Source organism: Duganella caerulea (genome assembly GCF_040362985.1).
Classification (GTDB): Bacteria; Pseudomonadota; Gammaproteobacteria; order Burkholderiales; family Burkholderiaceae_D; genus Rugamonas; species Rugamonas vulcania.
The window spans coordinates 97,249-121,182 of sequence record NZ_BPWJ01000009.1 but is presented as its reverse complement, the minus strand read 5'-3'; the positions used below and the strand labels follow the sequence as shown (position 1 = coordinate 121,182).

The following is a 23,934-nucleotide window of genomic DNA, read 5'->3' as shown; positions in this document are numbered from 1 at the left end:
CGGCAACCAGCCGGCAGCCAGCGGGGAGATCATCCAGTGCGCCCACATCCTGCCCAGACTGAGAAGATGGACATGGCGAGCCTGCGCTGCGAATTTCGCGACGCCGCGGCCGAGCGGGCCTTCCAGCGCCACCACCTTGCCATGACGCAGGCGCAGCTGCGCGTGACCTTTATCTTCTGCTCCCTGTTTTACCTGTGCTTCGCCGCCTCCGACATGGCGTGGCTGGGCTACAGCGTGCGCACGACGATGCTGATGGGCGCGCGGCTGGCGGTGGCCGGCGTGGCCCTGGGCGGCCTGATCGTGCTGCGGCGCCGGCCCGGCTCGATTCCCGTCACGCGCGGCGTGGCCAGCGTGGTGGAAGTGGCGGGCGCGGCCGGCTTCCTGCTGATCGCCGCGCTGCGCCCGGCCGAGTTCTCGCTGCATGCGATTTCGATGGCCATCGTGGTCATCGTGATCTACATCTACATCCCGAACCGCCTGCTGTACGCGGCCGCGATCGCGGCGCCGGCCACGCTGGGCTTCATCGTGCTGGCCGCGCAGTTGGGCGATCTGCGCCGGGTCGAGCTGGGCACCATGGCCGCGCTGCTGACACTAACCAACCTGTTCGGCTACGTGGCGGCACGCCGCTACCAGCTGCTGCTGCGCGACGAATACAAGGCCCAGATGGTGCTGAAAAACCTGTCCGTGCGCGACCCGCTGACCGGCTGCTACAACCGCCGCCACCTGCACGAGCAGCTGCTGGAAACGGAAATCGCCCGCGCCCAGCGCTACCGGCTGTGCCTGACGGTCATCATGAGCGACCTGGACCATTTCAAGGCGGTCAACGACACCTACGGCCACAACGGCGGCGACGCCGTGCTGCAGCGCTTCGGCGCGCTGCTGCAATCGATGACGCGCGACGGCGTCGACAGCGTGGTGCGCTACGGCGGCGAGGAATTCCTGCTGATCCTGCCGGAGACCGACCTGGACGGCGGCGCGCTGCTGGCCGAGCGGCTGCGCCACGCGCTGGCCGACACGCCGGTCGAGCACGAGGGGCGGCAGATCGCCATCACGGCCAGCTTCGGCGTGGCCAGCATCGATTTCGCCACGTCGGCGCACGACGCCCACCTCAACATGATCGCCGCCGCCGACGAATTGCTGTACGCTGCCAAAAACGGCGGCCGCAACCGCGTCTGCACCCGACAGCTGGTTTGATTTCGATCAAATTTACACGATTGACTCAATGGCTGCTAACGTCGACACTCCCATTTGAGCAGGTAAATCCTGAGGAAATCGCGATGCTGGGAAGGCGTCGTAAGCGCGTTCTGAACGCGCCGATCTCAGGGGCTGCCACCCCATTCAATGGCCCCGCCCGTCCGGGGTCATTTTCATTCCGGAGCCCGCTCCATGCTGATCTATGTCGATGAGAGCGGCGACTTGGGATGGAAATTCGATCGTCCTTACGGTCAGGGTGGTTCCAGCAGATTCTTAACCATCGCAGCAATGCTGCTGCCCGAAGCAAAGGATCATCTGCCGGCAAGGAAAGTCAAACATCTCTACCGCGAAGGGCGCTGGAACATCGACCGAGAAAAGAAATGGGTTGAAATGCCCACGGCGTCCCGCCTGACCTTTGCGCGAAACGCGGTGAAGTTGCGGGAGGCATGCGATCAGATTTCATACAAGGCCATCGTCGTTAAAAAACAAAATGTCGATCACATTTTTTGCAGCGACAGCAACAAGCTCTACAACTACATGCTGCGCCTCCTGCTGCTGGAAGACATGGTTAAACATTGGCACATCACATTGATCCCGGACCCGCGATCGATCAAAGTTGAAAATGGTAGCTGTTTGCACCATTACCTCGATATGATGCTGTACGAAGCTGGCGCCGATACCAAGCTGGAATCCATCAGCCGCGACAGCAGGTCCTGCCTGAACCTGCAGTTTGTCGATATGCTCGCAGGTGTAGTTGAGATCCATCATGAATTCAAAAAATCAACATGTTGGGAAATATTGGCGCCGCACATACAGGTCAAACAGCTGTTCTTCTAATGCATGGAGTAGGTCATGAACAAGCGCATATTGATGCCAGGCCTGATACTGGCCCTCTGCTGCACCAGCCTGAACGCCGGCCCGGCGCCCTGGTACAAATGGCGCAGCAAGATCGACAATTACCTCGCTTGCTCGCAGACACCTCTGGGGCCGGGCTGGGTCAAGGACTCTGGCCCCTATAAAGATAGCCGTTGCGAAAAGTTGGTTCTTGCTAAATAATGGACCAGCACTAACAGGGGCAACCCCAGGGCAGTACTGGCTACATTTCATCATCTTGAGGAGACTGTATGTTTACGAATCCCGAACAATTTGCCAACGCCACCAAAGCACTGTTTGAATTTCAGCTCGAAACCTTCAACACCCTGACCAGCAAAGCCGTCCAAGGCGTCGAACAAGTTGTCGCCCTGAACATGGCCACCGCCAAGAGCCAGCTGGAAGACGGCCTCGCCGCCGGCAAGGAAATCAGCCAGACCACCGACCCGAAAGCCGCGATGTCGCTGGCCGCCGCCAAGGTCCAGCCGGGCATGGCCGGCGCCGCCGCCTACAACCAGCAGCTGGGCACGATCATCGCCGAGATCCGTGAAGAATTCACCCGCGCCGCCGACGCCCACATGACCGAAGCCAAAAGCACGCTCAGCGCGCTGATCTACGACGTCACCAAGAACGTACGTCCCGGCTCGGAAAACGCCGTGCAGATTGTCAAGACCGCGATCGACAACGCCTTCAGCGGCTACGAACAAGTCACCGCGGCCACCAAGCAGGCCGTGCAGGCAGTCGAAGCGCAGATCGCCAAGGCCAGCGAGCTGGTCGAGAAAAACACCGCCAAACCGGCCAAGGCCGCGAAAAAATAAGCTGTCCCGTCTCCTCCCACCAGCCAGGCCCGCGCGCCTGGCTTTTTATTTTGCTGGGCGTGCGCCGCCAAATGCGATACACTGTACATAAACACAGTTAATCGCGCAGCTATCCCCGGCAATGATCAAAGTTCTGGAAAATCCCTTTTACTACCTGGACAACTTCCATCAGGTGCTGACGTGGATAGGCGCGCGCTACGACGATTTGCTCAACGCCGAGGAGCGCGCCTTCATCACAGCCTTCCCCGCGCTGCCGCAAGCGTCGCGCGCGCTGTTCGTGCGCATGGTGATGCGCAAGGGGACGGTGTTCCGCGCCAGCAAACTGGTGTACGCGGAAATCGGCAGCACGCACGAGGCGGCCCGTCCGCTGGCGGCCCTTGGCCTGATCGAGGAAGACCCGGCACTTGACCTGGAACAGTTATTCGAGCTGCTGCAAAAGCCCGAGATCGGCAAGATCTTCCAATTGCCGCCCCATCTGCGCCAGCTGCGCAAGGCCGATCAACTGGAGGCGCTGCGCGCGCAATACGAGGGCGAGCACCGCTACTCCAACTGGTATCAGGACTCGGGCGACCACTGCTACCGCAACCTCACGCAGGAATTGTGCGACCGCCTGCGCCTCATCTTCTTCGGCAACTACCATCAGGACTGGACCGAGTTCGTGCTGTCCGACCTGGGCATCTACCAGTACGAAAAAGTGGACTTCTCGCCGGCCGCGCGCGGCTTCCGCAGCCGGCGCGACATCGACGACTTCCTGGCGCTGCGCCGCTGCTACGAGCGCTTCGTCGATGGCGAGGCGCCGGCCGACGTGATCCGCGACCTGCCGCCCTGCCCCGACGACAACGAATGGCTGCGCAGCCGCCGCGACAAGCTCACCTTCCAGATCGCCCAGCATCTCGAGAAGCTCGGCGACTGGCCGGCCGCGCACCAGCTGTACGCCGGCTGCGACTATCCCGGCGCCCGCGCGCGCGCCGTGCGCGTGCTGGAGAAAGACGAACAACCGCGCGCCGCCTTCGAGCTGCTGCAAGCGGCGCTGCTGGCGCCCGAAAGCGAAGCGGAACGCCAACAACTGCTGCGCATGGCGCCGCGCCTGGCGCGCAAGCTGGGCCACGCCAAGCCGCCGCCGCAAACGCCCGCGCAACCGCAACGCATCGACCTGAGCCTGCCTCCGCCGCCGGAGCCGAACTACGTCGAGTTCGTCGTGCGCGACCACCTCACGCGCGAAGACGCCCCGGTCTACTACGTCGAGAACGCGCTGATCAATTCGCTGTTCGGCCTGCTGTGCTGGGACGCCGTGTTCAGTCCGATACCCGGCGCCTTCTTCCATCCCTACCATCGCGGCCCGGCCGACCTGCACAGCGCCGACTTCCAGCGCCGCCGCGCGCAGCAGTTCGCCGCCGCGCTGGCCCAGCTGGACGGCGACCAGTACCGCGCCACGATACGCGCCAACTTCGCCGCCAAGGCTGGCATCCAGTCGCCCTTCCTGTACTGGGAGGCGCTGGACCCGGCGCTGCTCGACCTGGCGCTGGACTGCATCCCGGCCCTGCACCTGAAGCGCGCCTTCGAGCGCATCCTGGCCGACATCAAGGCCAACCGCAGCGGCTTCCCGGACCTGATCCAATTCTGGCCGGCCGAGCGCCGCTACAACATGATCGAGGTGAAAGGCCCCGGCGACCGCCTGCAGGACAACCAGCTGCGCTGGATCGACTACTGCGCCACGCACGACATGCCGATCTCGGTCTGCTACCTGCAATGGGCGGCATGAGCGCGCAGCCGCAGTACACCATCGCCGTGCGCGCGCTGTGCGAGTTCACCGCCAAGACCGGCGACCTCGACCTGCGCTTCACGCCCTCGCCCACCGCGCAGGAAGGCATCGCCGGCCACGCCGTCGTGACGTCGCGGCGCGGCGACGATTACCAGACCGAGCTTGCGCTGTCCGGCGATTTCGGCCCGCTGCGCGTGCGCGGCCGCGCCGACGGCTACGATGCGCGCGCCAACCGCATCGAGGAAATCAAGACCTATCGCGGCGACCTGAAGAAGATGCCGGACAACCAGCGCCAGCTGCACTGGGCGCAGGTCAAGGTCTACGGCCACCTGCTGTGCCAGGATCAGGGACTGGACAAGGTCAACCTGGCGTTGGTCTACTTCGACATCGGCAGCCAGAAGGAAACCGTGCTGCAGGAGACGCATACGGCCGCCAGCCTGCAAGCCTGGTTCGAGCAGCAATGCACGCTGTTCCTGCAGTGGGCGCAGCAGGAGCTGGCGCACCGCGCCGAACGCGACGCGCAGCTGAAGGCGATGCGCTTCCCGCACGGCGACTTCCGCCCCGGCCAGCGCCAGCTGGCCGAAGCCATGTACAAGGCCAGCAAGCGCGGCGTGTGCCTGCTGGCGCAAGCGCCGACCGGCATCGGCAAGACCGTCGGCAGCCTGTTCCCGATGCTGAAAGCCAGCGCCGAGCATGGCGTCGACAAAGTGTTCTTCCTGGCCGCGAAAACCTCGGGCCGGCAGATGGCGCTGGACGCGGTCGAAGTGATCCGCGCGGGCGCGCCGCTGCTGCCGCTGCGCACGCTGGAGATGGCGTCCAAGAGCACCGCCTGCGTCAACCCGGACAAGGCCTGCCACGGCGATTCCTGCCCGTTGGCCAAGGGCTTCTACGACCGCCTGCCGGCCGCGCGCCAGGCCGCGCTGGACATCATGCTGCCGCCCGCGTCCGATTCAGGTACCGACGTCGGCGCCACCCTGCTCGCGCTGGACCGCGACACGCTGCGCGCCGTCGCGCTGGCGCACGACGTCTGCCCCTACTACCTGAGCAGCGAGATGGCGCGCTGGTGCGACATCGTCATCGGCGACTACAACTACTACTTCGACCTCAGCGCCATGCTGCACAGCCTGACGCTGCTGAACGACTGGAAGGTCAACGTGCTGGTGGACGAGGCGCACAACATGGTCTCGCGCGCCCGCAAGATGTACTCGGCCGACATGGAGCACGCCACTCTGCGCCTGCTGCGCAAGGCGGTGCCGGAGGAACTCAAGAAACCGCTCGACCGCGTACACCGCCAATGGAACCAGTTGGAGAAGGACCAGACGGCCGAGTACCAGTCGCACGCCACGCTGCCGGAAAAATTCATGGGCGCGCTGCAGACGGCCGCCACCGCCATCGGCGACTACATGGCCGAGCACCCGTCGTACGTCGACGCCGACCTGCAGGAGTTCTATTTCAACGCGCTGCTGTTCACGCGGCTGGCCGAAAGCTTCGGCGACCACGCGCTGTTTGACATCGAAAAATCCGAAGGCGCGCGCGCCAGCCATTCCAACTCCGTGCTCTGCATCCGCAACATCGTGCCGGCGCCCTTCCTCAAGCCGCGCTTCGAAAGCACGCACACCACGGCGCTGTTCTCGGCCACGCTCAGTCCGTGGAATTACTTCGGCGACATGCTCGGCATGCCCGACACCACGGCCTGGATCGATGTCGAATCGCCGTTCGTGGCCGAGCAGCTGTCGGTGCAGGTGGCCGCGCACATCTCCACGCGCTACCAGCACCGCCAGCAATCGCTGCGCCCGATCGCCGAGCTGATGGGCGAGCAGTACCGCCGCCAGCCCGGCAACTACCTGGCCTTCTTCAGCAGCTTCGACTACATGGAAAAGGCCGCCAACCAGTTCGCCGAACACTACCCCGAGGTGCCGGTGTGGCGCCAGTCGCGCCGCATGGACGAGACGGAACGCGCGCAGTTCCTGGCCCGCTTCACGCTCGACAGCGCGGGCATCGGTTTCGCGGTGCTGGGCGGTTCCTTCGGCGAGGGCGTGGACCTGCCCGGCGCGCGCCTGATCGGCGCCTTCGTCGCCACGCTGGGCCTGCCGCAGATCAATCCCGTCAACGAGCAGATCCGCCAACGCATGGACGCCATCTTCGGCGCCGGCTACGACTACACCTACACCTACCCCGGCCTGCAGAAGGTGGTGCAGGCGGCCGGCCGCGTGATCCGCACGCAATCGGACCGCGGCACCGTCTACCTGATCGACGACCGCTTCGGCCGCCCGGAGATCCAGCAGCTGATGCCGGCCTGGTGGCGCATCGAATCAGCGCTTGTCCGTCCATAGCGATATGCAATCAACAGTCGCAAACATGTCTGCTATATTGGGCTGACTGGTATTCCGCGCGCCCCGCAACTGCGCGTATGGCAGGTGATTGTCGACTCACCCAGACTCCGTGAGCCTTAGGTTTTCAGAAATGATGACATGAGATTACGGGAAAATACGCGCCTGGCCATCGCGATCCAACACGCCATCCTCATCGACGCCACCGTCGGTGCCGCCCATGCGTGGGCCTACCTCAGCGCGCTCGACGTGCCGCAATCGACCATCCTGAGGGTGCTGTCCAGCACCGGCCAGCGGCGCGCCTCCGACCCGCAAGCGGCGCGCCAGCTGACTACTGGATGACCGCGCGGATCTTCTGGTAACCGCTGCGGCTGACCGGAACCTTGCCGCCGTCCTTGAGGATGGCGACGTAGCTGTCCTTGGTGGCCTGTTCGATGCGGTCGACGCAGGCGATGTTGACGATCCACGAGCGGTGAATGCGCAGGAACTGTTCGGCGTCCAGCTGCGCCTCCAGCTCCGCCATGCGCTGGTTCTTCAGGTAGGACTTGCCCTCCGAGCGGATCTGCACGTAGTCGTCCTGCGCCTCGATGACCTCGATCTTGTCGCTGTTGATGACGTGGACCTTGGCGCCGTCGCGTATCAGCACGCGGCCGAGCGGCTTGTTGCGGGAGGCCGCCTCGCGCACCATGTTCTCGACGGCGGCGTCGCCGTCGCCCTTGCCCAGGTTGGCGCGCGCGTGGGCCAGCGCTTGGTCGAAGCGCTGCTGGCTGAAGGGCTTCAGCAGGTAGTCGAGCGCGTGGAACTCGAAGGCCTTGATCGCGTACTGGTCGTAGGCGGTGGCGAAGATGTAGCGCGTCTTGCGACCCGCCAGCTCGGCCACCTCGAAGCCGTCCAGCTTGGGCATCTGTATGTCCAGGAACACCAGGTCCGGCGCCAGCTCGGTGATGGCCTTGACGGCCTCGAAGCCGTTGGCGCATTCGGCCACCACCTCCACATCCGGGTGCTCGGCCAGGTACTCGCGCACGACGCCGCGCGCCAGCATTTCATCGTCGACGATGATGATACGCATGCTCTACTCTCCTTCTTCGCCTGTTTGCGCGGGCATCGCGATGTCCACGCCAAAGCTGTTTTCGTGACGTCCCCAGTGGATGCTGGCTTCGTGCTTGTAGGCGCCGGACAAACGCTGGCGCACATTGGTCAGGCCGATGCCGTGGCCCTCGCTGCGGAGGCCCGACATGTCCGGGTCCACCGGATTGTCGACGCGGATGTGCAGCATCGAACCGGCGCGGCGCGCCGTCACCCGTATCGTGCCGCCGTCCGGCATGTTGCAGATGCCGTGCTTGACGGCGTTCTCCACCAGCGGCTGGATGATCATCGGCGGCACCAGGCAGGCGGCGGCTTCCGCCTCGACCTGCTCCTCCACCTGCAATCGCGCGCCGAAGCGCACCTGTTCGATCGCCAGGAAGTGGCGTATCAAGCGCATCTCCTCGTCCAGCGTGACTTTCTTGTGCGCCTCCATGCCCAGGCTCTGGCGGAAGAAGCTGGCCAGTTCCAGCGTCATGCGGCGCGCCGCCTTCGGGTCCTGCGAGGTCAGCGCGCTGATCGAATTGAGGCTGTTGAACAGGAAGTGCGGATCGATCTGCGTGCGCAGCATGCGCAGCTCGGCCTCCTGCGCCATCAGCAGCGATTCCAGCTCGCGCTGTTCGGCGCTCTTGGCGCGCACGAACTCGATCACCAGGTAGTGCACCGCCGCCGCGAAACCGTACAGCAGGATGCCCAGGCCGACGATCAGCGCCGACAACTGCGGGCTGAAAGCTATGCCGGCCCACGACACACCCAGCATCTGGCAGGCGCCGTTCCAGGCGCGCCCCACCGCCAGCCACAGGAAGCCCGACACCGCCGCCGCCACCGTCAGCACCAGCGCTGTGGCGGCCGGCCGCTTGCCGCCCAGCGGATAGGCGCGGCACACGTAGTAGGCCGAATAGCCGGCGGCGAACGCGTACAGCAGGTTCAGTGGAATCGCGAACGCCATGGCGTTGGCCAGCGGCGCGTCGCCCGCCAGCGAGATCACGCCGCCCAGCGCGATCCCGAGGAACAGCCACACCAGCAGGTAGATGACGATGCCGCGCCGGCTGGAGGAAATCTCCTGCATGCTTTAGTTACGCACTTCCAGGCCGCCCATGATGGCGTAGCCACGCACGACCAGGCGCTTGGCCGGCGTTGGAGGCGGCACGGTCTTCTCCTCGAAGCCGCCCATGATCGGCGTGCCTTCCAGGACCACGGTCCAGTCGACCGGCACCTTGATGGTGATCCCGCCGAACATCGAGAACACGTTCAGCACCGCCTCGCCGTTGATCGAGCATTGACGCAGGTCCAGGTCGCAGCCGCCCATCACCGTGGTGATCTCGCCGCCGCGGAAGTCCGGCGACGTGATGCGGCGCTTGAAGCCGCCCATGATAGCCGTGATGTTGACGACCGAATCGTCGCTGGTCTTGTCCAGCATGTCGGCGCGCGGCTCGAAGAAGGAGCGGCCGGTGGTGGACTTGAACATCACCGACAGGCCGGCGGCGATCAGTATCAAGGGCCACAGCGAACGCCAGGCGATGTCGATGAAGCCGGTCTCCTTCAGCAGGATCAGGCAGCCGACCAGTATCAGCGCGCCGCCGACCACGGCGCCGGACGTGGTGCGGGTCTGCACCACCTTCAGGATGCCGAAGAAGATCAGCGCGGTGGGCCACAGGTGCAGCGTGAAGTCCAGGTCCAGCCAGCCCAGGTTATCGAGCAGGAACACCATGCCGATGATGACGACGGCCACGCCGACGACCAGTTGCGAGGCGGGATCGCGTTGACGTTTCGAGCTCATTTCTGCTCCTTGATCGAGGCGGAGATATTTTCCAGCAAAGGACGCAGCACCAGGCCGATGCCGCAGGCGACCACCAGCGCGGGCCAGGTCTCGCCGAAGCCCAGGCCCCAGATGTGGTTGAAGGAGACGTACCACCAGCCGGCCAGGAAGATCTCCCACAGGCCGTTGAGGAAGTAGCGCGGCGTGGTCGGCGGAATGATCTTGGTGACGCCGGAGATGACCAGCAGCCAAGGCCACCAGCGCCAGAAGTTCAAGGGGTTGAAGTCCAGTTCGATGATGTCGGCGCGGTCCAGCAGCAGCACGGTGCCGGCGATGACCAGCGCCATGCCCCAGACCATTTGCTGGCGCCAGCGGTAAGCGGTGTGAATACTCATGTCAGTCCCCAAAGTCGGTATGGATGTAACGATACCGGGGAACCGCGGGCGGGGAAACCGCTATTCGGCGAACGGCGGAAAAGGGCCGGTGAACGGCGAAAAAAATCAGCTGCGGCCGTTACCGACCTTTTGTTCGAACCCCATCATGCCCCAGCCGAGCTGACGCCGGATCTCGTCCGGGGTCGGCGGCGGCTGGACAGCGTGGGATCGGCGCTCAAGGTAGGCGCGCACCAGGAACTTCGATGGATGAGTAGTCTGCGACATGATGGCCTCCCTGCGGTGCCGACGCGTTGTTGGTGCCGATATTCGAGGCTATCGGCTCACCTGCTGCCGGAGCGCTCACCGGGTTGGTCCGGGTGCTGCTCCAAGCACGCAAGGCCAGTGTAACGCCGCACCCGATAGGTATCTGTACGGCGCCGCACACTGTGCCGCTTCAGAGTTTCTGCTGCAGGAACTCGAGGAAGCAGCTGATGCGCTGGGCCAGCTGCGTGTTGCGGTAGTAGACCGCGTGGATCTGCTGGCAGTAGCCGGTGTTGGCGTCTTCGAGGATGCGCACCAGGCGGCCGGCCTCGATGTCGGCGCGGGTCATGAAGTCCGCCAGGCAGACGATGCCCTGGCCGGTCAGCGCCAGCTGGCGCAGCGTCTCGCCGCTGGAGGCCGCGATCGACGGCGTGATCGTCAGGCTGTTGCCGGCCGCGTGGCGCAGCGGCCAGTTGTTGCCCTGCTCGTACTGCGCGAAGCCGATCAGCGAGTGGCGCGCCAGCTCCTGCGGCGTGTCCGGCGTGCCGTGGCGGCGCAGGTATTCCGGGCTGGCCAGCACGTGCAGCGGGCTCGATGTGAGCGCGCGCGCATGCAGCGTCGAATCGGTCAGCGTGCCGATGCGGATGGCGATGTCGGTGCGGTGCTCGATCAGGTCGGTGATCTGGTCGTTGCTGCTCAACTCCAGCTTGATCTCCGGGTACAGCGCGCGGAACTCGGCCATGTGCGGCACCACGCAGTGGAGCATGAACGGCGAAGCCGCGTCCACGCACAGGCGGCCCGCAGGCTTCTGGCGACGGATGCGGATGGTTTCCTCGGCTTCTTCCATCGCGCCGAGGATGGCGCGCGCGCGTTCGAGGAACAGGTGTCCCTCTTCGGTCAGTTCCATGCGGCGCGTGGTGCGGGTCAACAGCGAAGTGGCCAGCTTGTCCTCGAGCCGCGACAGCGCGCGGCTGACGCCGGACGTGGTCTGGCCGAGGTGGACCGAGGCGGCACTGAGGGTGCCGCTGTCGATCACGGTGATAAAGGTTTTCAGGTCGTCGGAATTAATATCCACTGGTGCTCTACTCTCGAAATCCTACAGTTGTACAGGTGCTTCACGCTACATACAGCAATACCGCGCCAAAATGGCAAGCGCTGCCGCCCAGCACGAACAAGTGCCAGACGCCGTGGCCGTAGCTCCATTTGTGGTCGGTGACAAAGAAGGCGATGCCCACCGTGTACACCACGCCACCGGCCGCGAGCCAGGCGAATCCGTTCCAGCCCAGCGCGTCGATCAGCGGGCTGGCGCCGATCACGCCGACCCACCCCATCGCCACGTAGATCAGCAGCGAGAGGACGCGCGCGCCCTTGGCGAACCAGATTTCCTGCAAAATGCCGATCAGTGCCAGTCCCCAGACCACGCCGAACAAGGACCAGCCCCACGGTCCACGCAGGCTGACCAGCGTGAACGGCGTGTAGCTGCCGGCGATGAGCAGGTAGATGGCGCAATAGTCCATCTGCCGCAGCACGTCCTTGGCGCGGCCGCGCAGGCTGTGGTACAGCGTCGACGTCAGGTACAAACCCAGGAGCGTGGCGGCATAGATGCTGAAGCTGACCACCTTCCACGCGTCGCCGCTGCGCGCCGCCAGCACAATCAGCAGCGTGCCGCCGATTGCCGCGAGCGCGGCGCCCACGGTGTGAGTGATGCTGTTGAAGCGCTCTCCGTAATACATATGTGTTTCCAATACAGTGAGGCAGCAGCGGAAAGCTGCGGCCTCAAGCATTGTATAGCGCATTTCATAACGGTGCTGCGGGTTTCACCTTGCCGCCTGTTCCACGCGACTGTACACAATTTGGCAATTAGCAAAAACTTAATCGTAACATATAAGGAATTAATGCAAAGCAATGTTACAAATTTTTAGACAACAATTGACGGGCATGTGACATCTGTCGCATAATCATCCCATCTGTCGCAGAAAGGCTAACCCATGAGCATCCCGATTCCCATCCCGTCGGTCACCGAGCTGACCTTGCTGAAAGCGCTGTGGAAACAGCAGCCGCTGAGCGCCCGCGAGCTGCACGACGCCGTCGCCGACGAACTGGACTGGTCGTTCTCGTCCACCCGCAAGACGCTGGAGCGCATGCTGGACAAGCATATGCTGGCCCAGCACACGGCGCATGGCGTCAACGTTTACAGTGCGCGGCTGGAAAAGGTCGGCACGCTGGCGGCCTTCGCGCACGATTTCGGCAGCCGCGTGATGGAGATGGCGGCGCCGCTGCCGGTCACCATGTTCACCGGCAGCAAACTGGTCGACCAGGCCGAGCTGGCGCAGCTGGAGCAGCTGCTGCAGGATTGGCCGGCCGACGAGGGCGGCAAGCCATGATGCTGGCCTATGTGATGCTGTTCAAATGGATGCTGGCCAGCGTCAGCTGCGTGCTGGCCGGTACGCTGGTGTGGGCGCTGCTGGCCGTCGCGCTGCGCCGCTGGCCGGCCCTGCTGCCGCGCCGCGCGCTGTGGCTGGCGGCGCAAGGCGTGACGGCCGGCGCCGCGCTGCTGGCACTCCTGCCGCACAGCGCGCAGCACAGCCTGGCGCCGACCGTGACGCTGAGCGCGGCCGAGTCGTCCGCCATCCGCGATGCGCTGCCGTCGCTGGCCGATTCGCAGGCCCTCCGCGACACGATGCCAGCGCCGGCCGAATCGCCGGCCCTCCGCGACACGCTGCGGGCGCTGGCCGGCGCGACGACGCAGCATACATCCGTCGGCATCGCCCCCGCCGTCGCCGTCTCAGCGACCGTCCCATCCTCCGCCTCAGCAGCCGGCCCGGCGGCCGTCACCCCGACTGCATCGCAGGTGCAAGCCAACGATGCCGGCGATTCCGATCTGCCTCCCCTCACCCTGATCCTGCCCGCCGCCTGGACGCTGGTATATGCGGCCGGCCTCGCGTGGATGCTGGCGCGCTGGCTGCGCGCACGGCGCGTCTGGCGCGGCTTGCTGACCGCATCACAGCGCCTGTCGCCACAGGAGCTGCGGGCGCACGGCGCCTTCGACACCGCGCAGCTGACCGAAATCGCCAGCCACCACCTGGCCGTGAAAGAGACCGACGCCGCCATTTCGCCGATGCTGGTCGGCGTACGGCGCCCGGTGCTGCTGCTGCCTCGCCACCTGCGCGGCTTCAGTCCCGAGCAGCAGCACATGGTGATCGCCCACGAACTGCACCACTGGCGCGCACGCGATCCGCTGTGCCTGGGCGTGGCCGCCTTGCTGCAAACGGTATTCTGGTTCAACCCCGCGCTGCGCTGGATGAACGGCAAAATGGAATGGGCACTGGAGCTGATCTGCGACCAGCGCGTGCTCGCCGGACGCCCGCAACAACAGCGCAAACAATACGCCGCCGCCCTGCTGCTGCAATGGAAAGCGCAAACGGCGGCGATGCCGACCGGCGGCGTGGCCTTCGGCGGCATCGACGGCGCCACCGCCACGGCACGCATCCGCCAGATGCAGCAGGCGGCGCTGCCGGTGCCCAGCAAGGCCGCAGCGTGGAGCGTGGCCGCATTGATGGCCGCCGTGCTGGCCGGCGGCGCCCTGCTGCAGCCTGCGCTGGCCTTCAATGTGGATCGCCAGCTTACGCCCGCGCCAATGCTGGCCGTACCTCCTACCGGCGCGGCGATGCCGACCGCGCGCCCGGCGGACGGTAGCCCAGCAGCCGCTCCTACCGCCAATGCAGCGATGCAGGCGGCGCAGCGGACGGGCGACGGCGCAGCGTCAATGGCGTCTCCCGCCGACAAAGCCTGGCGCAACCCACTGGACAAGATGCGCGTCACAGGCCTGTTCGGCGTGCGGCGCGATGTGCTGGTCACGCCGCATAAAGGCATCGACATCGCGGCGCCGAGCGGCACGCCGGTGCATGCGGTGGCGGATGGCGTCGTGGTCAGCGCCGGACAGCTGACCGAGAACGCCAGCCGTTACGGCAAGACAGTCATACTCCAACACGGCGCACAGCGCACACTGTACGCGCATCTGACCAGCATGAACGTCAAGCCCGGCGCCATCGTGAAGGCCGGTCAGCAGATCGGCACCGTCGGCGAAACCGGCTTCGCCACCGGTCCGCATCTGCATTTCGAGGTGCGGCAGGACGAAACGTCAATCGACCCCGCCACCAAACTGGCCAACCTGGACGCCGTCAGCACCAGGCACGCCCTGCTTGTGCGCCGCCAGCAACTAGGCTACTAAGCTCCCCCTAAACGTTCCCCAAACCGCAGCCACCACACTGCGGGCGGGGGAACTATCGCCCGCGTTTTTGAAGACAAGGATGAATATGCAGCTACATCACATCGCCGGCAGCCTGTTGCTGCTCGCCGCAAGCGCCCACGCCGCAGACAACGAGACGCCGCAACCGCCGCAGGTCAAGGTGAGCGGACTGCGCGCCGACCAGCGCCAGCGCGAGACCACCACCAGCATCATCGTCAACCACGAAGACATCATGCGCCAGGGCGACCAGACCCTGGCCGATGTGCTCAAACGCCTGCCCGGCATCAGCATCACCGGCGTACCGGGACGCGGTGGCACGATCAGCATGCGCGGCCTGGGTAACGGCTACACGCAGATCATGCTGAATGGCGAACCAGTACCTGCGGGCTTCTCGCTCGACGCCATCGAACCGGAAGCCATCGAACGGATCGAGATCATGCGCAGCGCGACGGCGGAGTTCAGCAACCAGGCGGTGGCCGGCACGATCAACATCATCCTCAAGAAAACCATACGGCGCGGCCAACGCTCGGTGAGCGCCAGCCTCGCGCGGCAAGCCGGCGTCGACACGCCGGCTTTGTCCGCGACGCTGTCGGACCAGGATGGCGGCTATTCCTACAGCCTCGCCGCGACGTTGACGCGCAACCGCACCGCGGCATCGTTCAACGACCTGGAAGAACTGAGCAACGCAAGCGGCGCCCTCGTGGAGCAGCGCCGCACGGCGAAGAAGGAAACCGGCCGCATCGACGCCCTCACTCTCACGCCGCGCCTGAACTGGACCTTCGCCGGCGGCGATACGCTGACCTGGCAAAGCTTCGCCAACCTGCGTCACTTCGACAAGATCCACAGCGAAGACGAGACCGCGCAGCTCGGCCCGCACAGCGAGTATCCGCGCAACCAGAACCATTTCGCCGCCAACTTCGTCACGCTGCGCAGCGACCTGAATTGGACACATCTGCTGGAGAGCGGAGCCAAACTGGAAACCAAGCTGGGACTAAGCCACAACCGGCGCACCGGCACCTTCGACTTTGACGGCATGGATGTCGACGGCAAGCCCTCCGGCCGCCACCACGTCGACTCCGGACCGTCGGAAACCAGCGTGACGGCCAGCGGCACCTACCGCCATCCGGTGGGCGAGCACCATGCGATCGCGCTGGGCTGGGATGCCAGCCACGCGGTGCGCAACGAGGATCGCAACGAGACGCTGTTCGACGGCAGCGGCGCGCAGACCGGCAGCAACAACGCCGACTACCGCGCCAACGTCAACCGCCTTGCCCTGTTCGCGCAGGACGAGTGGCAGGTCACCGAGCGCTATTCGCTGTATCTGGGCCTGCGCCACGAAAGCCTGTCCACATCCAGCCGCGCGAACGCCGCCAACGCGCCGGATGCGCTGGACTTGCGCTCGCAGGTGTGGAGTCCCTCGCTGCAATCGCGCTATCAACTGCCGAACAAGGACGTGTTGCGGCTTGCCGTCAGCCGCACCTACAAGGCGCCGCCCTTGTCGCAGCTGGTCCCGCGCCGCTACACCAACGACAACAACAATAACGAAACCAATCCCGATGAACAAGGCAACCCGAACCTGCGGCCGGAACTGGCCTGGGGCATGGACGCGGCTTATGAGCACTATCTCGGCGCGGGAGCGCTGGTCAGCGCCAGCACCTATGTGCGCCGCATCCGCGACGTGACCATGTTCCGCCTGTTCCAGCAAGACGGTGAATGGGTGGAAGCGCCGTTCAACAACGGCAACGCCAACGTGTACGGGATCGAGCTGGAAGCCAAGCTCCCGCTGTCGTCCAAGCTGGACCTGCGCGCCAACATGTCGCGCAACTGGTCGCGGGTGGACAGCGTGCCGGGGCCGGATAATCGGCTCGAAAACCAGGTGCCGTTCACGGCCAACCTGGGTGCGGACTATCGCCTGCCCGGTGCGGCGTGGACCTTGGGCGGTAACCTGAACTACCAGGCTGGCGGCCCTGTACGGCAATCGGCGCTGGTGCTGACGAACACCAGCCCGAAACGCGAGCTGGATCTGTACGCGTTGTGGAAGATGGACGCGAAGACGCAGCTGCGCTTCTCGGCCAGCAACCTGCTGCACCAGCAGTCCTTCGAGGCGCATGGATACGTCAATGACCAGGGGCGCCGCTACCGCATTTCGCAAACGCCGACCAGCGCCACCTTGCGCATCCTGCTGGAGCATCAACTGTGAACGGACACCCGTTGAGAAACCGCCATATCGACACCTTGCGCGGCGCAGCCATCATGTGCGTGCTGGTGCTGCACTTTACACTGGCTTACGGGCTGAAAAACAGCCCGCTGGGCGACATCCTGTCCGGCTGGCTGCTGCGCGCGGCGCTCCAGGGGAACTTCGGCGTGACGATGTTCTTCACCGTATCCGGCTATCTGATCACATCGATGTCGCTGCGGCGCTGGGGCGAGCTGTCGCGGATCGATATCCGTACATTCTATTTATACCGTTTCGCGCGCATCATGCCCGCCCTGCTGCTGGCGTTGGCGATCATCGTGGTGCTGGGGACTTTCAACGTTCCCTTCTTCTCCAACTCGGACGGCGACGTGGCCCGGCCGGCCAGCTACTTCTTCGTCGCCGCCGGATCGGTGCTGACGTTCTGGCACAACCAGCTGATGCAAACCGCCGGCTACTTCAACTACTGCCTCAACGTGTACTGGTCGCTGTCGGTCGAGGAGATGTTCTACCTGCTGCTGCCCCTGTCATGCCTGCTGCTGCGCCGCAGCTGGATGATCGTTCTGCTGTGCTGCGTCGCCATCGCGGCCGGGCCGCTCTACCGCAGCCAGCACACCGACAACGAAATCTATTTCATGTACGGCTACCTGGCCTGCTTCGACGCCATCGCCATCGGCTGCCTGACGGCGATGCTGGCGCGGCGCGAAGTGCCGGACGCGCGGCAGGGACGCCTGTTGCGCATCGCGGCCGGCATCGCGCTAGCGGCGCTGTGCCTGCGCGGCATCGAAGGCCACGAAGTGTTTGGCTTCACGCTGGTGTCGTTGGCGAGCGGTGTTTTCCTGCTGGGCAGTTCGGCGCCTTCCGCGACGGAGCGCGCGCCGCGCGTGTCGGTGCTGCGCTGGTTCGGCAGGCACAGCTACGAGATCTACCTGTTCCACATCATCGTGCTGGCGGGCATGCGCAACGTGGTGGACAAGGCGCATCTGAGCTACGGCGCCCGGCTGCCATGGCTGCTGCTGTTCCTGTGCCTGACGGCGCTGGCCGCCGCCCTCGTCGCCCGCTACGTCTCCGAGCCAGCCAACGCCGCCCTGCGCAGGACACGGATCAAGAGCATGTAGCGCCTGTTGTGGTATGGTTCGGCTTATGACGCAAGCACAAATTCAACCTTGGCAACAATCGTATAAACCGTATAAACGCTGCATGGTGCTGGGCGGGGGCGGATTCCGCTTCGGCATGTACATCGGCATGTACGCCGCACTGCGGCAGGCCGGCCGCGCGCCCGACGTGCTGCTGGCCAGCTGCGGCGGCGCGATCGCGGCCACCATCATCCACAACCTGCCCGACCCTGAGGCGCAGCATGCCTGGCTGTCGTCGCGTGAGATGTACCAGTTCTGGTGCAGCCTGAAATCGACCCAGCGCGCGGACCTGATGGGCAGCTTGATGCGCGCCGCCAAACGCAAGCTGTCGACCGCCAAGGCGCCCGTGATCCCCGACCTGTTCGGCGACTACCTGTTCGAGATCCCGTCGCAACTGCCCTTCCCGCCCGCCACCGGCACGCCGGACGTGGACGTCGCCATCATCGGCGGCAAGCTGCTGTTCGACGAATCGGAAGTGGGCCAGCCGCGCGCGGGCCGCAAGCTGTTTGCGGAGACGGTGTTCTGCGGCGAGCAGGCAGCCGCGCTGCTGCAAGGGATGCAGTCGCCGCTGAGCGACACCCGCTGGGGCCAGCACGCAGTCGCACACGACCTGCTGGTCGACGGCAGCGTGCCGCTGGCCGACGCCGCGCGCATCTCCATCGCCGACATGATCTACTTCCGCTGCCAGCAATATCGCGGCCAGGAGTACATCGGCGGCGTGCTCGATCTGTTCCCGGTGGAGATCGCGCGCCGCCTCGGCGCGGAAGTCATCATGGAATTCAAGGAAGCCTTCGACCAGGTGTTTGCGATTCCCGCCTGGCGCTCGGTGCTGGGCATCGACGGCAATGCGCGGCTGCGCTATGCCAACACCCACCTGGCCGATATGCGCATCGATTCGTCGGACGTGTCGGTGGTGCTGGCCAAGCAGCAGCTGCAGCAAAAGCTGGACTGGCGCCGCAACCGCATCGAGCTGGCGATGCCGCCAACGTACGACACCTTCGTCCAGCACATGAACGACCAGTGGCAGTACGGCTACGACCGCGCCATGGAGGCGCTGGCGCACCCGCCGGGCAAGCATCCGGCGATCCGGCGATCCACCCGCTACAGCAAGCCGCTGCGCAGCGTGTGATCAGTCGCTGGCCAGCACCTGGTGCAGCGACTGCACCGCCGCCGAACCTTCGCCCACCGCCGCAGCCACGCGCTTGACCGAACCGCTGCGCACATCGCCCACGGCGAAGATGCGCGGACGGCTCGTTTCCAGGAAATGCGGGCTGCGCTCCAGCGGCCAATCCTCCATCGGGACCTGAGGGCCGGTCAGCACGAAGTGCTTGTCATCCAACTCCACGCAATCGCCCAGCCACGCGGTGTTCGGCTCCGCCCCCAGGAACAGGAACAGGTGGCGCGCGGGCGCGGTCTTCACTTCGCCGCCGGCGGTCTGCCAGCTGATGCGTTCAAGCTTGTCTTCACCCTGCAGCGCGACGATCTGTTTGCGCGTATGCAGCGTGATGTTGGGCGCGGCCTCGATGCGCTGGATCAGGTAGCGCGACATGCTGGCGGCCAGGCCGTCGGCGCGCACCACGATGTGGACGTGCTTCGCGTGCCCTGCCAGGAATACCGCCGCCTGTCCCGCCGAATTGCCGCCGCCGACGATCACCACTTCCTCGTTGGCGCAGAAGGTCGCTTCCATGAACGAGGCGCTGTAATAAACGCCGCAGCCTTCGAAGCGCTCCAGTTCCGGCAAGTCCGGCTTGCGGTAGCGCGCACCAGTGGCGATGACGATCGAGCGCGCGCGCAGACGCTCGCCGCTGTCGATGGCGATCTCGAAGTCCGGGCCCTCGCAGTCGACGGCGCTCACGCGCACCGGCACCGCCACCTCGGCGCCGAACTTGCGCGCCTGCGACAAGCCGCGGCCTGCCAGCGCCTGGCCGGAGACGCCGGTCGGGAAGCCAAAATAGTTTTCGATCTTGGAGCTGGAGCCGGCTTGGCCGCCGGGGGCCTTCGAGTCCAGCACCGCCACGCTTAGACCCTCCGAGGCCGCGTACACGGCGGCCGCCAGTCCGGCCGGCCCGGCGCCGACCACCACCAGGTCGAAGGTGCGGCCGTCGATGTTGTCGGAACTGAGGCCGATGCTGTCGGCCACCTGGCGCAGCGTGGGATGGCGCAGCACCTCGCCCGACGGCGTGACGATGGCCGGGATGTCGGCCTCGGTGACGCCGAAGCGCTCCATCATCTCCGCCGTTTCGGCGTGCAGTTCGGTGTCGAAGTAGGCGGTGGGCTGGCCGTTGCGGGTCAGGAAATGGCGCAGAACCAGGGTCGCCTGCGAGTGGCGCGCGCCGAACATCACCAAGCCGCCGGCCTGGTCCTGCATGTAGGCCACGCGCCGCAGGATGTAGGCGCGCATGATGGTTTCGCTCAGCGCGGCTTCCGAGATCACCAGCGTGCGCAGGGATTCCTCGCTGATGACGATGAATTCGCCGTCGGCCACCACGCGCCCGGTGGCGACGGCCGCGCGGCCGGCCAGCGTGCCGATTTCACCGGTGAACATGCCGGCGCCGTGGGTGCCGTGGACCACCGCGCCGCCCAGCGCCGAGGCGCGCTCGATCTCGATCGCGCCGGAGATGATGACGTACATGGGGATGTGGCGGTCGCCCTGGCGGAACAGGATGTCGCCGGCCTTGAAGTGGCGGCGTTCGCCGTAGCGGCTCAGCAGTTCGAATTGCGCCTCGTTCAGCGCCGGCAGGATTTGATGGCGGCGGTTGCCGATGTCGGTCGATGCGGCTTCCGGGAGCGCGCCCTGGCCCCCTGCGGTTTTTGGTTCCATGCCCATGCGTTTCCTCAGTCAATGTCCGCCCATGATAGCGCTAAACGCGCCCGACGGCAGGCGAGCTATCTGCAGAGCTGGTTCCAGTTTTGTTCGAACTCGGAGGGCGAGACATCCTGCGCCAGCAGGGTCAGGTCGCGCGCCACCGAAATGTAGCGCTGGTAGCCGATGTAGGCGCCGAACGCGTCCTTGGCGTTGAACTCGCCGCAGGTGGCGCCACCCTTGCCGACCACCTGGTTGCGGAACATCGCCGAGGCCGGTTCGCGGACCTTTTCCTTCACATATTTCTCGCCCAAACTGGTCAGCGTCGCGGCTTCTTCCTGCCGCTTTTCCGCCGCGCTTTTACCGCAGGCGGCCAACACGGCCATCAGCGCCAGCACCGCGACCCTGCGCGTGGTGTTAGCAAAGTTCATAATATTTTCTCTTTTATAATTTTCTTACGGCAATTATCTATGTAAACATGATCTCACGCCACCCATAACGCGGCAACGGTCCGCATTGTTGACATGCGGGCTATTTGTTACTATCTCAAGCTTTACAACTAGCTCGGTCAGGAGATCGCATGACGCACCCAATCCCCGCACGGTTTCTTAAAGCAGTGTTCGCTTGTGCAATGTTGCTCAGCGCCTATGCCGGGGCAGCAGAAAAAGCCGCCGCGCCGCTCGCGCATGTGACCATCCTGGCCACCGGCGGCACCATCGCCGGCAGCGGCGCCACCAGCACCACCACGGTCGGCTACACGGCCGCCACCGTCGGCGTCGACCGCCTGATCCAGGCTGTGCCGGAACTGGCCAAGGTGGCGCAAGTGAAGGGCGAGCAAGTGTTCCAGATCGCCAGCGAAAACATGAGCAACGAGCATTGGCTGACCCTGGCCAAGCGCGTCAACACGCTGCTGGCCCAGCCTGACGTGGACGGCATCGTCATCACCCACGGCACCGATACGCTGGAAGAGACCGCCTACTTCCTGGACCTGGTCGTCAAGAGCAAGAAGCCGGTGGTGCTGGTCGGCGCCATGCGTCCGGGCACCGCGCTGTCGGCCGACGGTCCGATCAACCTGTACAACGCCGTGCTGCTGGCCGCCAGCCAGGAAGCCGTCGGCAAGGGCGTGCTGGTCGCGATGAACGACCAGATCCACGGCGCCCGCGACGTCACCAAGACCAACACCTCGACTCCGGACAGCTTCAAGACCACCGAGCTGGGCATGCTGGGCTACATCCAGGGCAACAAGCCTTACTTCTACCATGTGTCCACCCGCAAGCACACGGTTGACACCGAGTTCGACATCAGCAAGCTCGACGCGCTGCCGCAAGTCGACATCGTCTATGGCTACGCCAACGTCGGTCCGGTCGCGCTGAACGCGCTGGTGGCCGCCGGCGCCAAGGGCATCATCCACGCGGGCGTCGGCGACGGCAGCCTGGCCACCAAGGTCCTGCCTTCGCTGACCGCGGCCCGCAAGCAAGGCGTACTGATCGTGCGCGCCGCGCGCGTCGGCCAGGGCATCGTGGCCCGCAACGGCGAGGCCAACGACGACGAGCTGGACTTCGTTGTGGCCGATACGCTCAATGCACAGAAGGCACGCATTCTGCTGATGCTGGCGCTGACCAAGACCAGCGACAGCAAGGAAATCCAGCGCATGTTCTACACCTATTGATCCATCAAGGATAGTCTGGCCGCCGCATGCGGAACAGGCTGTCCCGGTTGATCTCGAAGTAATCGGCAGGGCCGCCCGCGCGCAAGATCGTCCGCGACCCTGCCGTGTCATATACGCCGTCGCGCAGCAGGTCGCGCGCGATGTGCACCCCCACCACTTCCCCCATGATGAGCCAGCCATCGGTCGGCGCGCCGGATGCGTCCTGCAGGCGGATGATCTGGCTGCATTTGCATTCGAACGCGACCGGGCTCTCGGCCACGCGCGGCACCCCGACGATGGTTGACGGCGCCGGCGTCAGGCCGGCCAGCGCGAACTCGTCCACGTCCGCAGGCGCCGGCGCGCAGGTGGCGTTCATCGCCTCGGCCAGCGGGCGCGTGGCCAGGTTCCATACGAACTCGCCGGTCTGCTCGATGTTGTGCAGCGTATCCTTGCGGCCCTGGCTGGAAAAACCGATCAGCGGCGGCGTGTAGTTGAAGGCGTTGAAAAAACTGTAGGGCGCCAGGTTCAGCGCGCCTTCCGCGCTGCGCGAGGATATCCAGCCGATCGGGCGTGGTCCGACGATGGCGTTGAAGGGATCGTGCGGCAGGCCGTGGCCCAGCGCGGGCTGGTAGAAATAGCGGTCTTCCATGCTGGCTCCAAATGACGCGTTTGCGCCGGTGCGGCATTTTCGCACAAGCCCTGGACTGGCGTTTCCAGCCTGTCGTCCCCTTCTTTTGCGGTGACTGCCGCGCCGGCTCAGTGCGACTTGCCGGACGGGGCCGATGCGGCCTCATTCTTGGGCGGCAGCTTGAGCGGCGTGACGGCCACCGGCGCAACGCCCTCTTCCTTCATGCCCAGCTTGTCGGCAGTCTGGGGCGTGACGTCGATGATGCGGCCCGGCACATACGGACCGCGATCCTTGACCACCACGACGTCGCTCTTGTTGTTGTCCAGGTTGGTCACCTTGGCAACCGTGCCCACCGGCAGCGTCTTGCTGGCGGCGGCGTTGCTGTCGGGCTTCATGGCCTCGCCATTCGCCATTTTCTTCCCGTGGAAGCGGCGGCTGTAGTACGAGGCCTTGCCCCTGCGGGTCCGGCCGGAACGGTCGCGATGACGGTCCGATGGCGCCACTTGCCGCGCTTTTTCCGCCGTTGCCTGCTTCTCGGCCCGCTCCGCCTGGACAGGAACGGCCAGCAGCAGCCACAGCGCCGGCCCCAACAACAATGTGCGCAGCATCTTCATAAGGCCATTCTAGGCCGTTCGGGTGGCGCGCCACGCGCGGTAGCTCCCATTCAACAAGCACCCTGTGGGTTGTTAACAAATTCTGTGGATAAGGCTGTTAACAAGGATCAAGCGCCGAAGACAAGTCGCTGTTTTTAAAAGAAAAATACCTGCTGCGCAAATTTGTCGCAACCAAAGTTATCCACTGGCATTACACTAGGCGGGTTTGACT

The 23,934-nt window shown here is 65.1% G+C and carries 24 protein-coding genes; 13 read left to right on the top strand and 11 right to left on the bottom strand.

Going from position 1 to position 23,934, the window contains the following annotated elements:
* Positions 1-72: 72 nt before the first annotated feature.
* From ACUJB0_RS24685 to ACUJB0_RS24655, 7 genes are all read left to right on the top strand, one after another.
* Positions 73-1,194, top strand: a complete 1,122-nt coding sequence (locus ACUJB0_RS24685) for a GGDEF domain-containing protein (RefSeq protein ID WP_444847533.1) — start codon at positions 73-75, stop codon at positions 1,192-1,194.
* Between the two features lie 192 nt (positions 1,195-1,386).
* Positions 1,387-2,031, top strand: coding sequence for a DUF3800 domain-containing protein (locus tag ACUJB0_RS24680; RefSeq protein ID WP_444847532.1), 645 nt, complete (start codon positions 1,387-1,389; stop codon positions 2,029-2,031).
* A 15-nt stretch (positions 2,032-2,046) separates the two neighbouring features.
* A complete protein-coding gene (locus tag ACUJB0_RS24675) occupies positions 2,047-2,250 on the top strand; it encodes a hypothetical protein (protein WP_444847531.1) in 204 nt (67 codons plus the stop codon).
* A gap of 68 nt (positions 2,251-2,318) precedes the next feature.
* Positions 2,319-2,882 carry a phasin family protein gene (locus ACUJB0_RS24670; protein WP_444847530.1) on the top strand — a complete coding sequence of 188 codons (564 nt, stop codon included), beginning with the start codon at positions 2,319-2,321 and terminating at the stop codon, positions 2,880-2,882.
* Between the two features lie 121 nt (positions 2,883-3,003).
* Positions 3,004-4,644: a VRR-NUC domain-containing protein gene (locus ACUJB0_RS24665; protein ID WP_444847529.1), complete on the top strand. Its 1,641-nt coding sequence runs from the start codon at positions 3,004-3,006 to the stop codon at positions 4,642-4,644.
* Entirely contained in the window at positions 4,641-6,977 is a 2,337-nt protein-coding gene (locus ACUJB0_RS24660; protein ID WP_444847528.1) for an ATP-dependent DNA helicase, read from the top strand. The genes ACUJB0_RS24665 and ACUJB0_RS24660 overlap by 4 nt, the downstream gene beginning before the upstream one ends.
* A 138-nt stretch (positions 6,978-7,115) precedes the next feature.
* Positions 7,116-7,316 carry a hypothetical protein gene (locus tag ACUJB0_RS24655; protein ID WP_161090664.1) on the top strand — a complete coding sequence of 67 codons (201 nt, stop codon included), beginning with the start codon at positions 7,116-7,118 and terminating at the stop codon, positions 7,314-7,316.
* Here the strand turns inward: ACUJB0_RS24655 and ACUJB0_RS24650 are convergent.
* From ACUJB0_RS24650 to trhA, 7 genes are all read right to left on the bottom strand, one after another.
* Positions 7,306-8,043, bottom strand: a complete 738-nt coding sequence (locus ACUJB0_RS24650) for a LytR/AlgR family response regulator transcription factor (protein ID WP_444847527.1) — start codon at positions 8,041-8,043, stop codon at positions 7,306-7,308. The genes ACUJB0_RS24655 and ACUJB0_RS24650 overlap by 11 nt on opposite strands.
* 3 nt (positions 8,044-8,046) lie before the next feature.
* Positions 8,047-9,126 carry a sensor histidine kinase gene (locus ACUJB0_RS24645; RefSeq protein ID WP_444847526.1) on the bottom strand — a complete coding sequence of 360 codons (1,080 nt, stop codon included), beginning with the start codon at positions 9,124-9,126 and terminating at the stop codon, positions 8,047-8,049.
* A gap of 3 nt (positions 9,127-9,129) precedes the next feature.
* Complete coding sequence (locus tag ACUJB0_RS24640; RefSeq protein WP_444847525.1) at positions 9,130-9,837, bottom strand: LiaF transmembrane domain-containing protein; 708 nt, start codon at positions 9,835-9,837, stop codon at positions 9,130-9,132.
* Positions 9,834-10,211, bottom strand: coding sequence for a LiaF transmembrane domain-containing protein (locus tag ACUJB0_RS24635; protein WP_161090660.1), 378 nt, complete (start codon positions 10,209-10,211; stop codon positions 9,834-9,836). Before ACUJB0_RS24635 ends, ACUJB0_RS24640 begins: the two co-directional genes overlap by 4 nt.
* Positions 10,212-10,316: 105 nt before the next feature.
* Positions 10,317-10,475: a hypothetical protein gene (locus tag ACUJB0_RS24630; protein WP_175047973.1), complete on the bottom strand. Its 159-nt coding sequence runs from the start codon at positions 10,473-10,475 to the stop codon at positions 10,317-10,319.
* Positions 10,476-10,644: 169 nt separating this feature from the next.
* A complete protein-coding gene (locus tag ACUJB0_RS24625; protein WP_161090659.1) occupies positions 10,645-11,526 on the bottom strand; it encodes a LysR substrate-binding domain-containing protein in 882 nt (293 codons plus the stop codon).
* Positions 11,527-11,566: 40 nt separating this feature from the next.
* Positions 11,567-12,184 carry a PAQR family membrane homeostasis protein TrhA gene (gene trhA / locus ACUJB0_RS24620; protein WP_444847524.1) on the bottom strand — a complete coding sequence of 206 codons (618 nt, stop codon included), beginning with the start codon at positions 12,182-12,184 and terminating at the stop codon, positions 11,567-11,569.
* Positions 12,185-12,439: 255 nt separating this feature from the next.
* Here trhA and ACUJB0_RS24615 point away from each other — a divergent pair, with 255 nt between their 5' ends.
* The 5 genes from ACUJB0_RS24615 (at position 12,440) to ACUJB0_RS24595 (ending at position 19,159) form a co-directional block, all read left to right on the top strand.
* Positions 12,440-12,835 (top strand): BlaI/MecI/CopY family transcriptional regulator, encoded by a 396-nt coding sequence (locus ACUJB0_RS24615; protein ID WP_444847523.1) that lies wholly within the window; start codon positions 12,440-12,442, stop codon positions 12,833-12,835.
* Positions 12,832-14,682 (top strand): peptidoglycan DD-metalloendopeptidase family protein, encoded by a 1,851-nt coding sequence (locus tag ACUJB0_RS24610; RefSeq protein ID WP_444847522.1) that lies wholly within the window; start codon positions 12,832-12,834, stop codon positions 14,680-14,682. Before ACUJB0_RS24615 ends, ACUJB0_RS24610 begins: the two co-directional genes overlap by 4 nt.
* 85 nt (positions 14,683-14,767) lie before the next feature.
* Entirely contained in the window at positions 14,768-16,900 is a 2,133-nt protein-coding gene (locus tag ACUJB0_RS24605; RefSeq protein ID WP_444847521.1) for a TonB-dependent receptor plug domain-containing protein, read from the top strand.
* Positions 16,901-16,911: 11 nt separating this feature from the next.
* On the top strand, positions 16,912-18,012 hold the full coding sequence (locus ACUJB0_RS24600) for an acyltransferase family protein (protein ID WP_444847520.1): 1,101 nt from the start codon (positions 16,912-16,914) through the stop codon (positions 18,010-18,012).
* A gap of 25 nt (positions 18,013-18,037) precedes the next feature.
* Positions 18,038-19,159 (top strand): patatin-like phospholipase family protein, encoded by a 1,122-nt coding sequence (locus ACUJB0_RS24595; protein ID WP_444847519.1) that lies wholly within the window; start codon positions 18,038-18,040, stop codon positions 19,157-19,159.
* On the opposite strand, the gene ACUJB0_RS24590 is transcribed toward ACUJB0_RS24595, so the two are convergent.
* Together ACUJB0_RS24590 and ACUJB0_RS24585 are read right to left on the bottom strand one after the other, a co-directional pair.
* On the bottom strand, positions 19,160-20,851 hold the full coding sequence (locus ACUJB0_RS24590; RefSeq protein WP_444847518.1) for an FAD-dependent oxidoreductase: 1,692 nt from the start codon (positions 20,849-20,851) through the stop codon (positions 19,160-19,162). It lies immediately after the preceding gene.
* Between the two features lie 65 nt (positions 20,852-20,916).
* Complete coding sequence (locus tag ACUJB0_RS24585; RefSeq protein ID WP_444847517.1) at positions 20,917-21,264, bottom strand: hypothetical protein; 348 nt, start codon at positions 21,262-21,264, stop codon at positions 20,917-20,919.
* Between the two features lie 149 nt (positions 21,265-21,413).
* Between ACUJB0_RS24585 and ACUJB0_RS24580 the strand changes: the two genes are divergently transcribed.
* On the top strand, positions 21,414-22,502 hold the full coding sequence (locus tag ACUJB0_RS24580; protein ID WP_444847516.1) for a type II asparaginase: 1,089 nt from the start codon (positions 21,414-21,416) through the stop codon (positions 22,500-22,502).
* Between the two features lie 4 nt (positions 22,503-22,506).
* Here the strand turns inward: ACUJB0_RS24580 and ACUJB0_RS24575 are convergent, their stop codons facing one another.
* Positions 22,507-23,130, bottom strand: a complete 624-nt coding sequence (locus ACUJB0_RS24575) for a flavin reductase family protein (protein ID WP_444847515.1) — start codon at positions 23,128-23,130, stop codon at positions 22,507-22,509.
* Positions 23,131-23,237: 107 nt separating this feature from the next.
* Entirely contained in the window at positions 23,238-23,723 is a 486-nt protein-coding gene (locus ACUJB0_RS24570; RefSeq protein ID WP_444847514.1) for a septal ring lytic transglycosylase RlpA family protein, read from the bottom strand.
* Positions 23,724-23,934: the final 211 nt, after the last annotated feature.

Bases quoted from the DNA above. Each gene is read 5' to 3' on its own strand.
- ACUJB0_RS24685 (WP_444847533.1), top strand. From the start codon at position 73: ATGGCGAGCCTGCGCTGCGAATTTCGCGACGCCGCGGCCGAGCGGGCC.
- ACUJB0_RS24680 (WP_444847532.1), top strand. From the start codon at position 1,387: ATGCTGATCTATGTCGATGAGAGCGGCGACTTGGGATGGAAATTCGAT.
- ACUJB0_RS24675 (WP_444847531.1), top strand. From the start codon at position 2,047: ATGAACAAGCGCATATTGATGCCAGGCCTGATACTGGCCCTCTGCTGC.
- ACUJB0_RS24670 (WP_444847530.1), top strand. From the start codon at position 2,319: ATGTTTACGAATCCCGAACAATTTGCCAACGCCACCAAAGCACTGTTT.
- ACUJB0_RS24665 (WP_444847529.1), top strand. From the start codon at position 3,004: ATGATCAAAGTTCTGGAAAATCCCTTTTACTACCTGGACAACTTCCAT.
- ACUJB0_RS24660 (WP_444847528.1), top strand. From the start codon at position 4,641: ATGAGCGCGCAGCCGCAGTACACCATCGCCGTGCGCGCGCTGTGCGAG.
- ACUJB0_RS24655 (WP_161090664.1), top strand. From the start codon at position 7,116: ATGAGATTACGGGAAAATACGCGCCTGGCCATCGCGATCCAACACGCC.
- ACUJB0_RS24650 (WP_444847527.1), bottom strand. From the start codon at position 8,043: ATGCGTATCATCATCGTCGACGATGAAATGCTGGCGCGCGGCGTCGTG.
- ACUJB0_RS24645 (WP_444847526.1), bottom strand. From the start codon at position 9,126: ATGCAGGAGATTTCCTCCAGCCGGCGCGGCATCGTCATCTACCTGCTG.
- ACUJB0_RS24640 (WP_444847525.1), bottom strand. From the start codon at position 9,837: ATGAGCTCGAAACGTCAACGCGATCCCGCCTCGCAACTGGTCGTCGGC.
- ACUJB0_RS24635 (WP_161090660.1), bottom strand. From the start codon at position 10,211: ATGAGTATTCACACCGCTTACCGCTGGCGCCAGCAAATGGTCTGGGGC.
- ACUJB0_RS24630 (WP_175047973.1), bottom strand. From the start codon at position 10,475: ATGTCGCAGACTACTCATCCATCGAAGTTCCTGGTGCGCGCCTACCTT.
- trhA (WP_444847524.1), bottom strand. From the start codon at position 12,184: ATGTATTACGGAGAGCGCTTCAACAGCATCACTCACACCGTGGGCGCC.
- ACUJB0_RS24615 (WP_444847523.1), top strand. From the start codon at position 12,440: ATGAGCATCCCGATTCCCATCCCGTCGGTCACCGAGCTGACCTTGCTG.
- ACUJB0_RS24610 (WP_444847522.1), top strand. From the start codon at position 12,832: ATGATGCTGGCCTATGTGATGCTGTTCAAATGGATGCTGGCCAGCGTC.
- ACUJB0_RS24605 (WP_444847521.1), top strand. From the start codon at position 14,768: ATGCAGCTACATCACATCGCCGGCAGCCTGTTGCTGCTCGCCGCAAGC.
- ACUJB0_RS24595 (WP_444847519.1), top strand. From the start codon at position 18,038: ATGACGCAAGCACAAATTCAACCTTGGCAACAATCGTATAAACCGTAT.
- ACUJB0_RS24590 (WP_444847518.1), bottom strand. From the start codon at position 20,851: ATGGAACCAAAAACCGCAGGGGGCCAGGGCGCGCTCCCGGAAGCCGCA.
- ACUJB0_RS24585 (WP_444847517.1), bottom strand. From the start codon at position 21,264: ATGAACTTTGCTAACACCACGCGCAGGGTCGCGGTGCTGGCGCTGATG.
- ACUJB0_RS24580 (WP_444847516.1), top strand. From the start codon at position 21,414: ATGACGCACCCAATCCCCGCACGGTTTCTTAAAGCAGTGTTCGCTTGT.
- ACUJB0_RS24575 (WP_444847515.1), bottom strand. From the start codon at position 23,130: ATGGAAGACCGCTATTTCTACCAGCCCGCGCTGGGCCACGGCCTGCCG.
- ACUJB0_RS24570 (WP_444847514.1), bottom strand. From the start codon at position 23,723: ATGAAGATGCTGCGCACATTGTTGTTGGGGCCGGCGCTGTGGCTGCTG.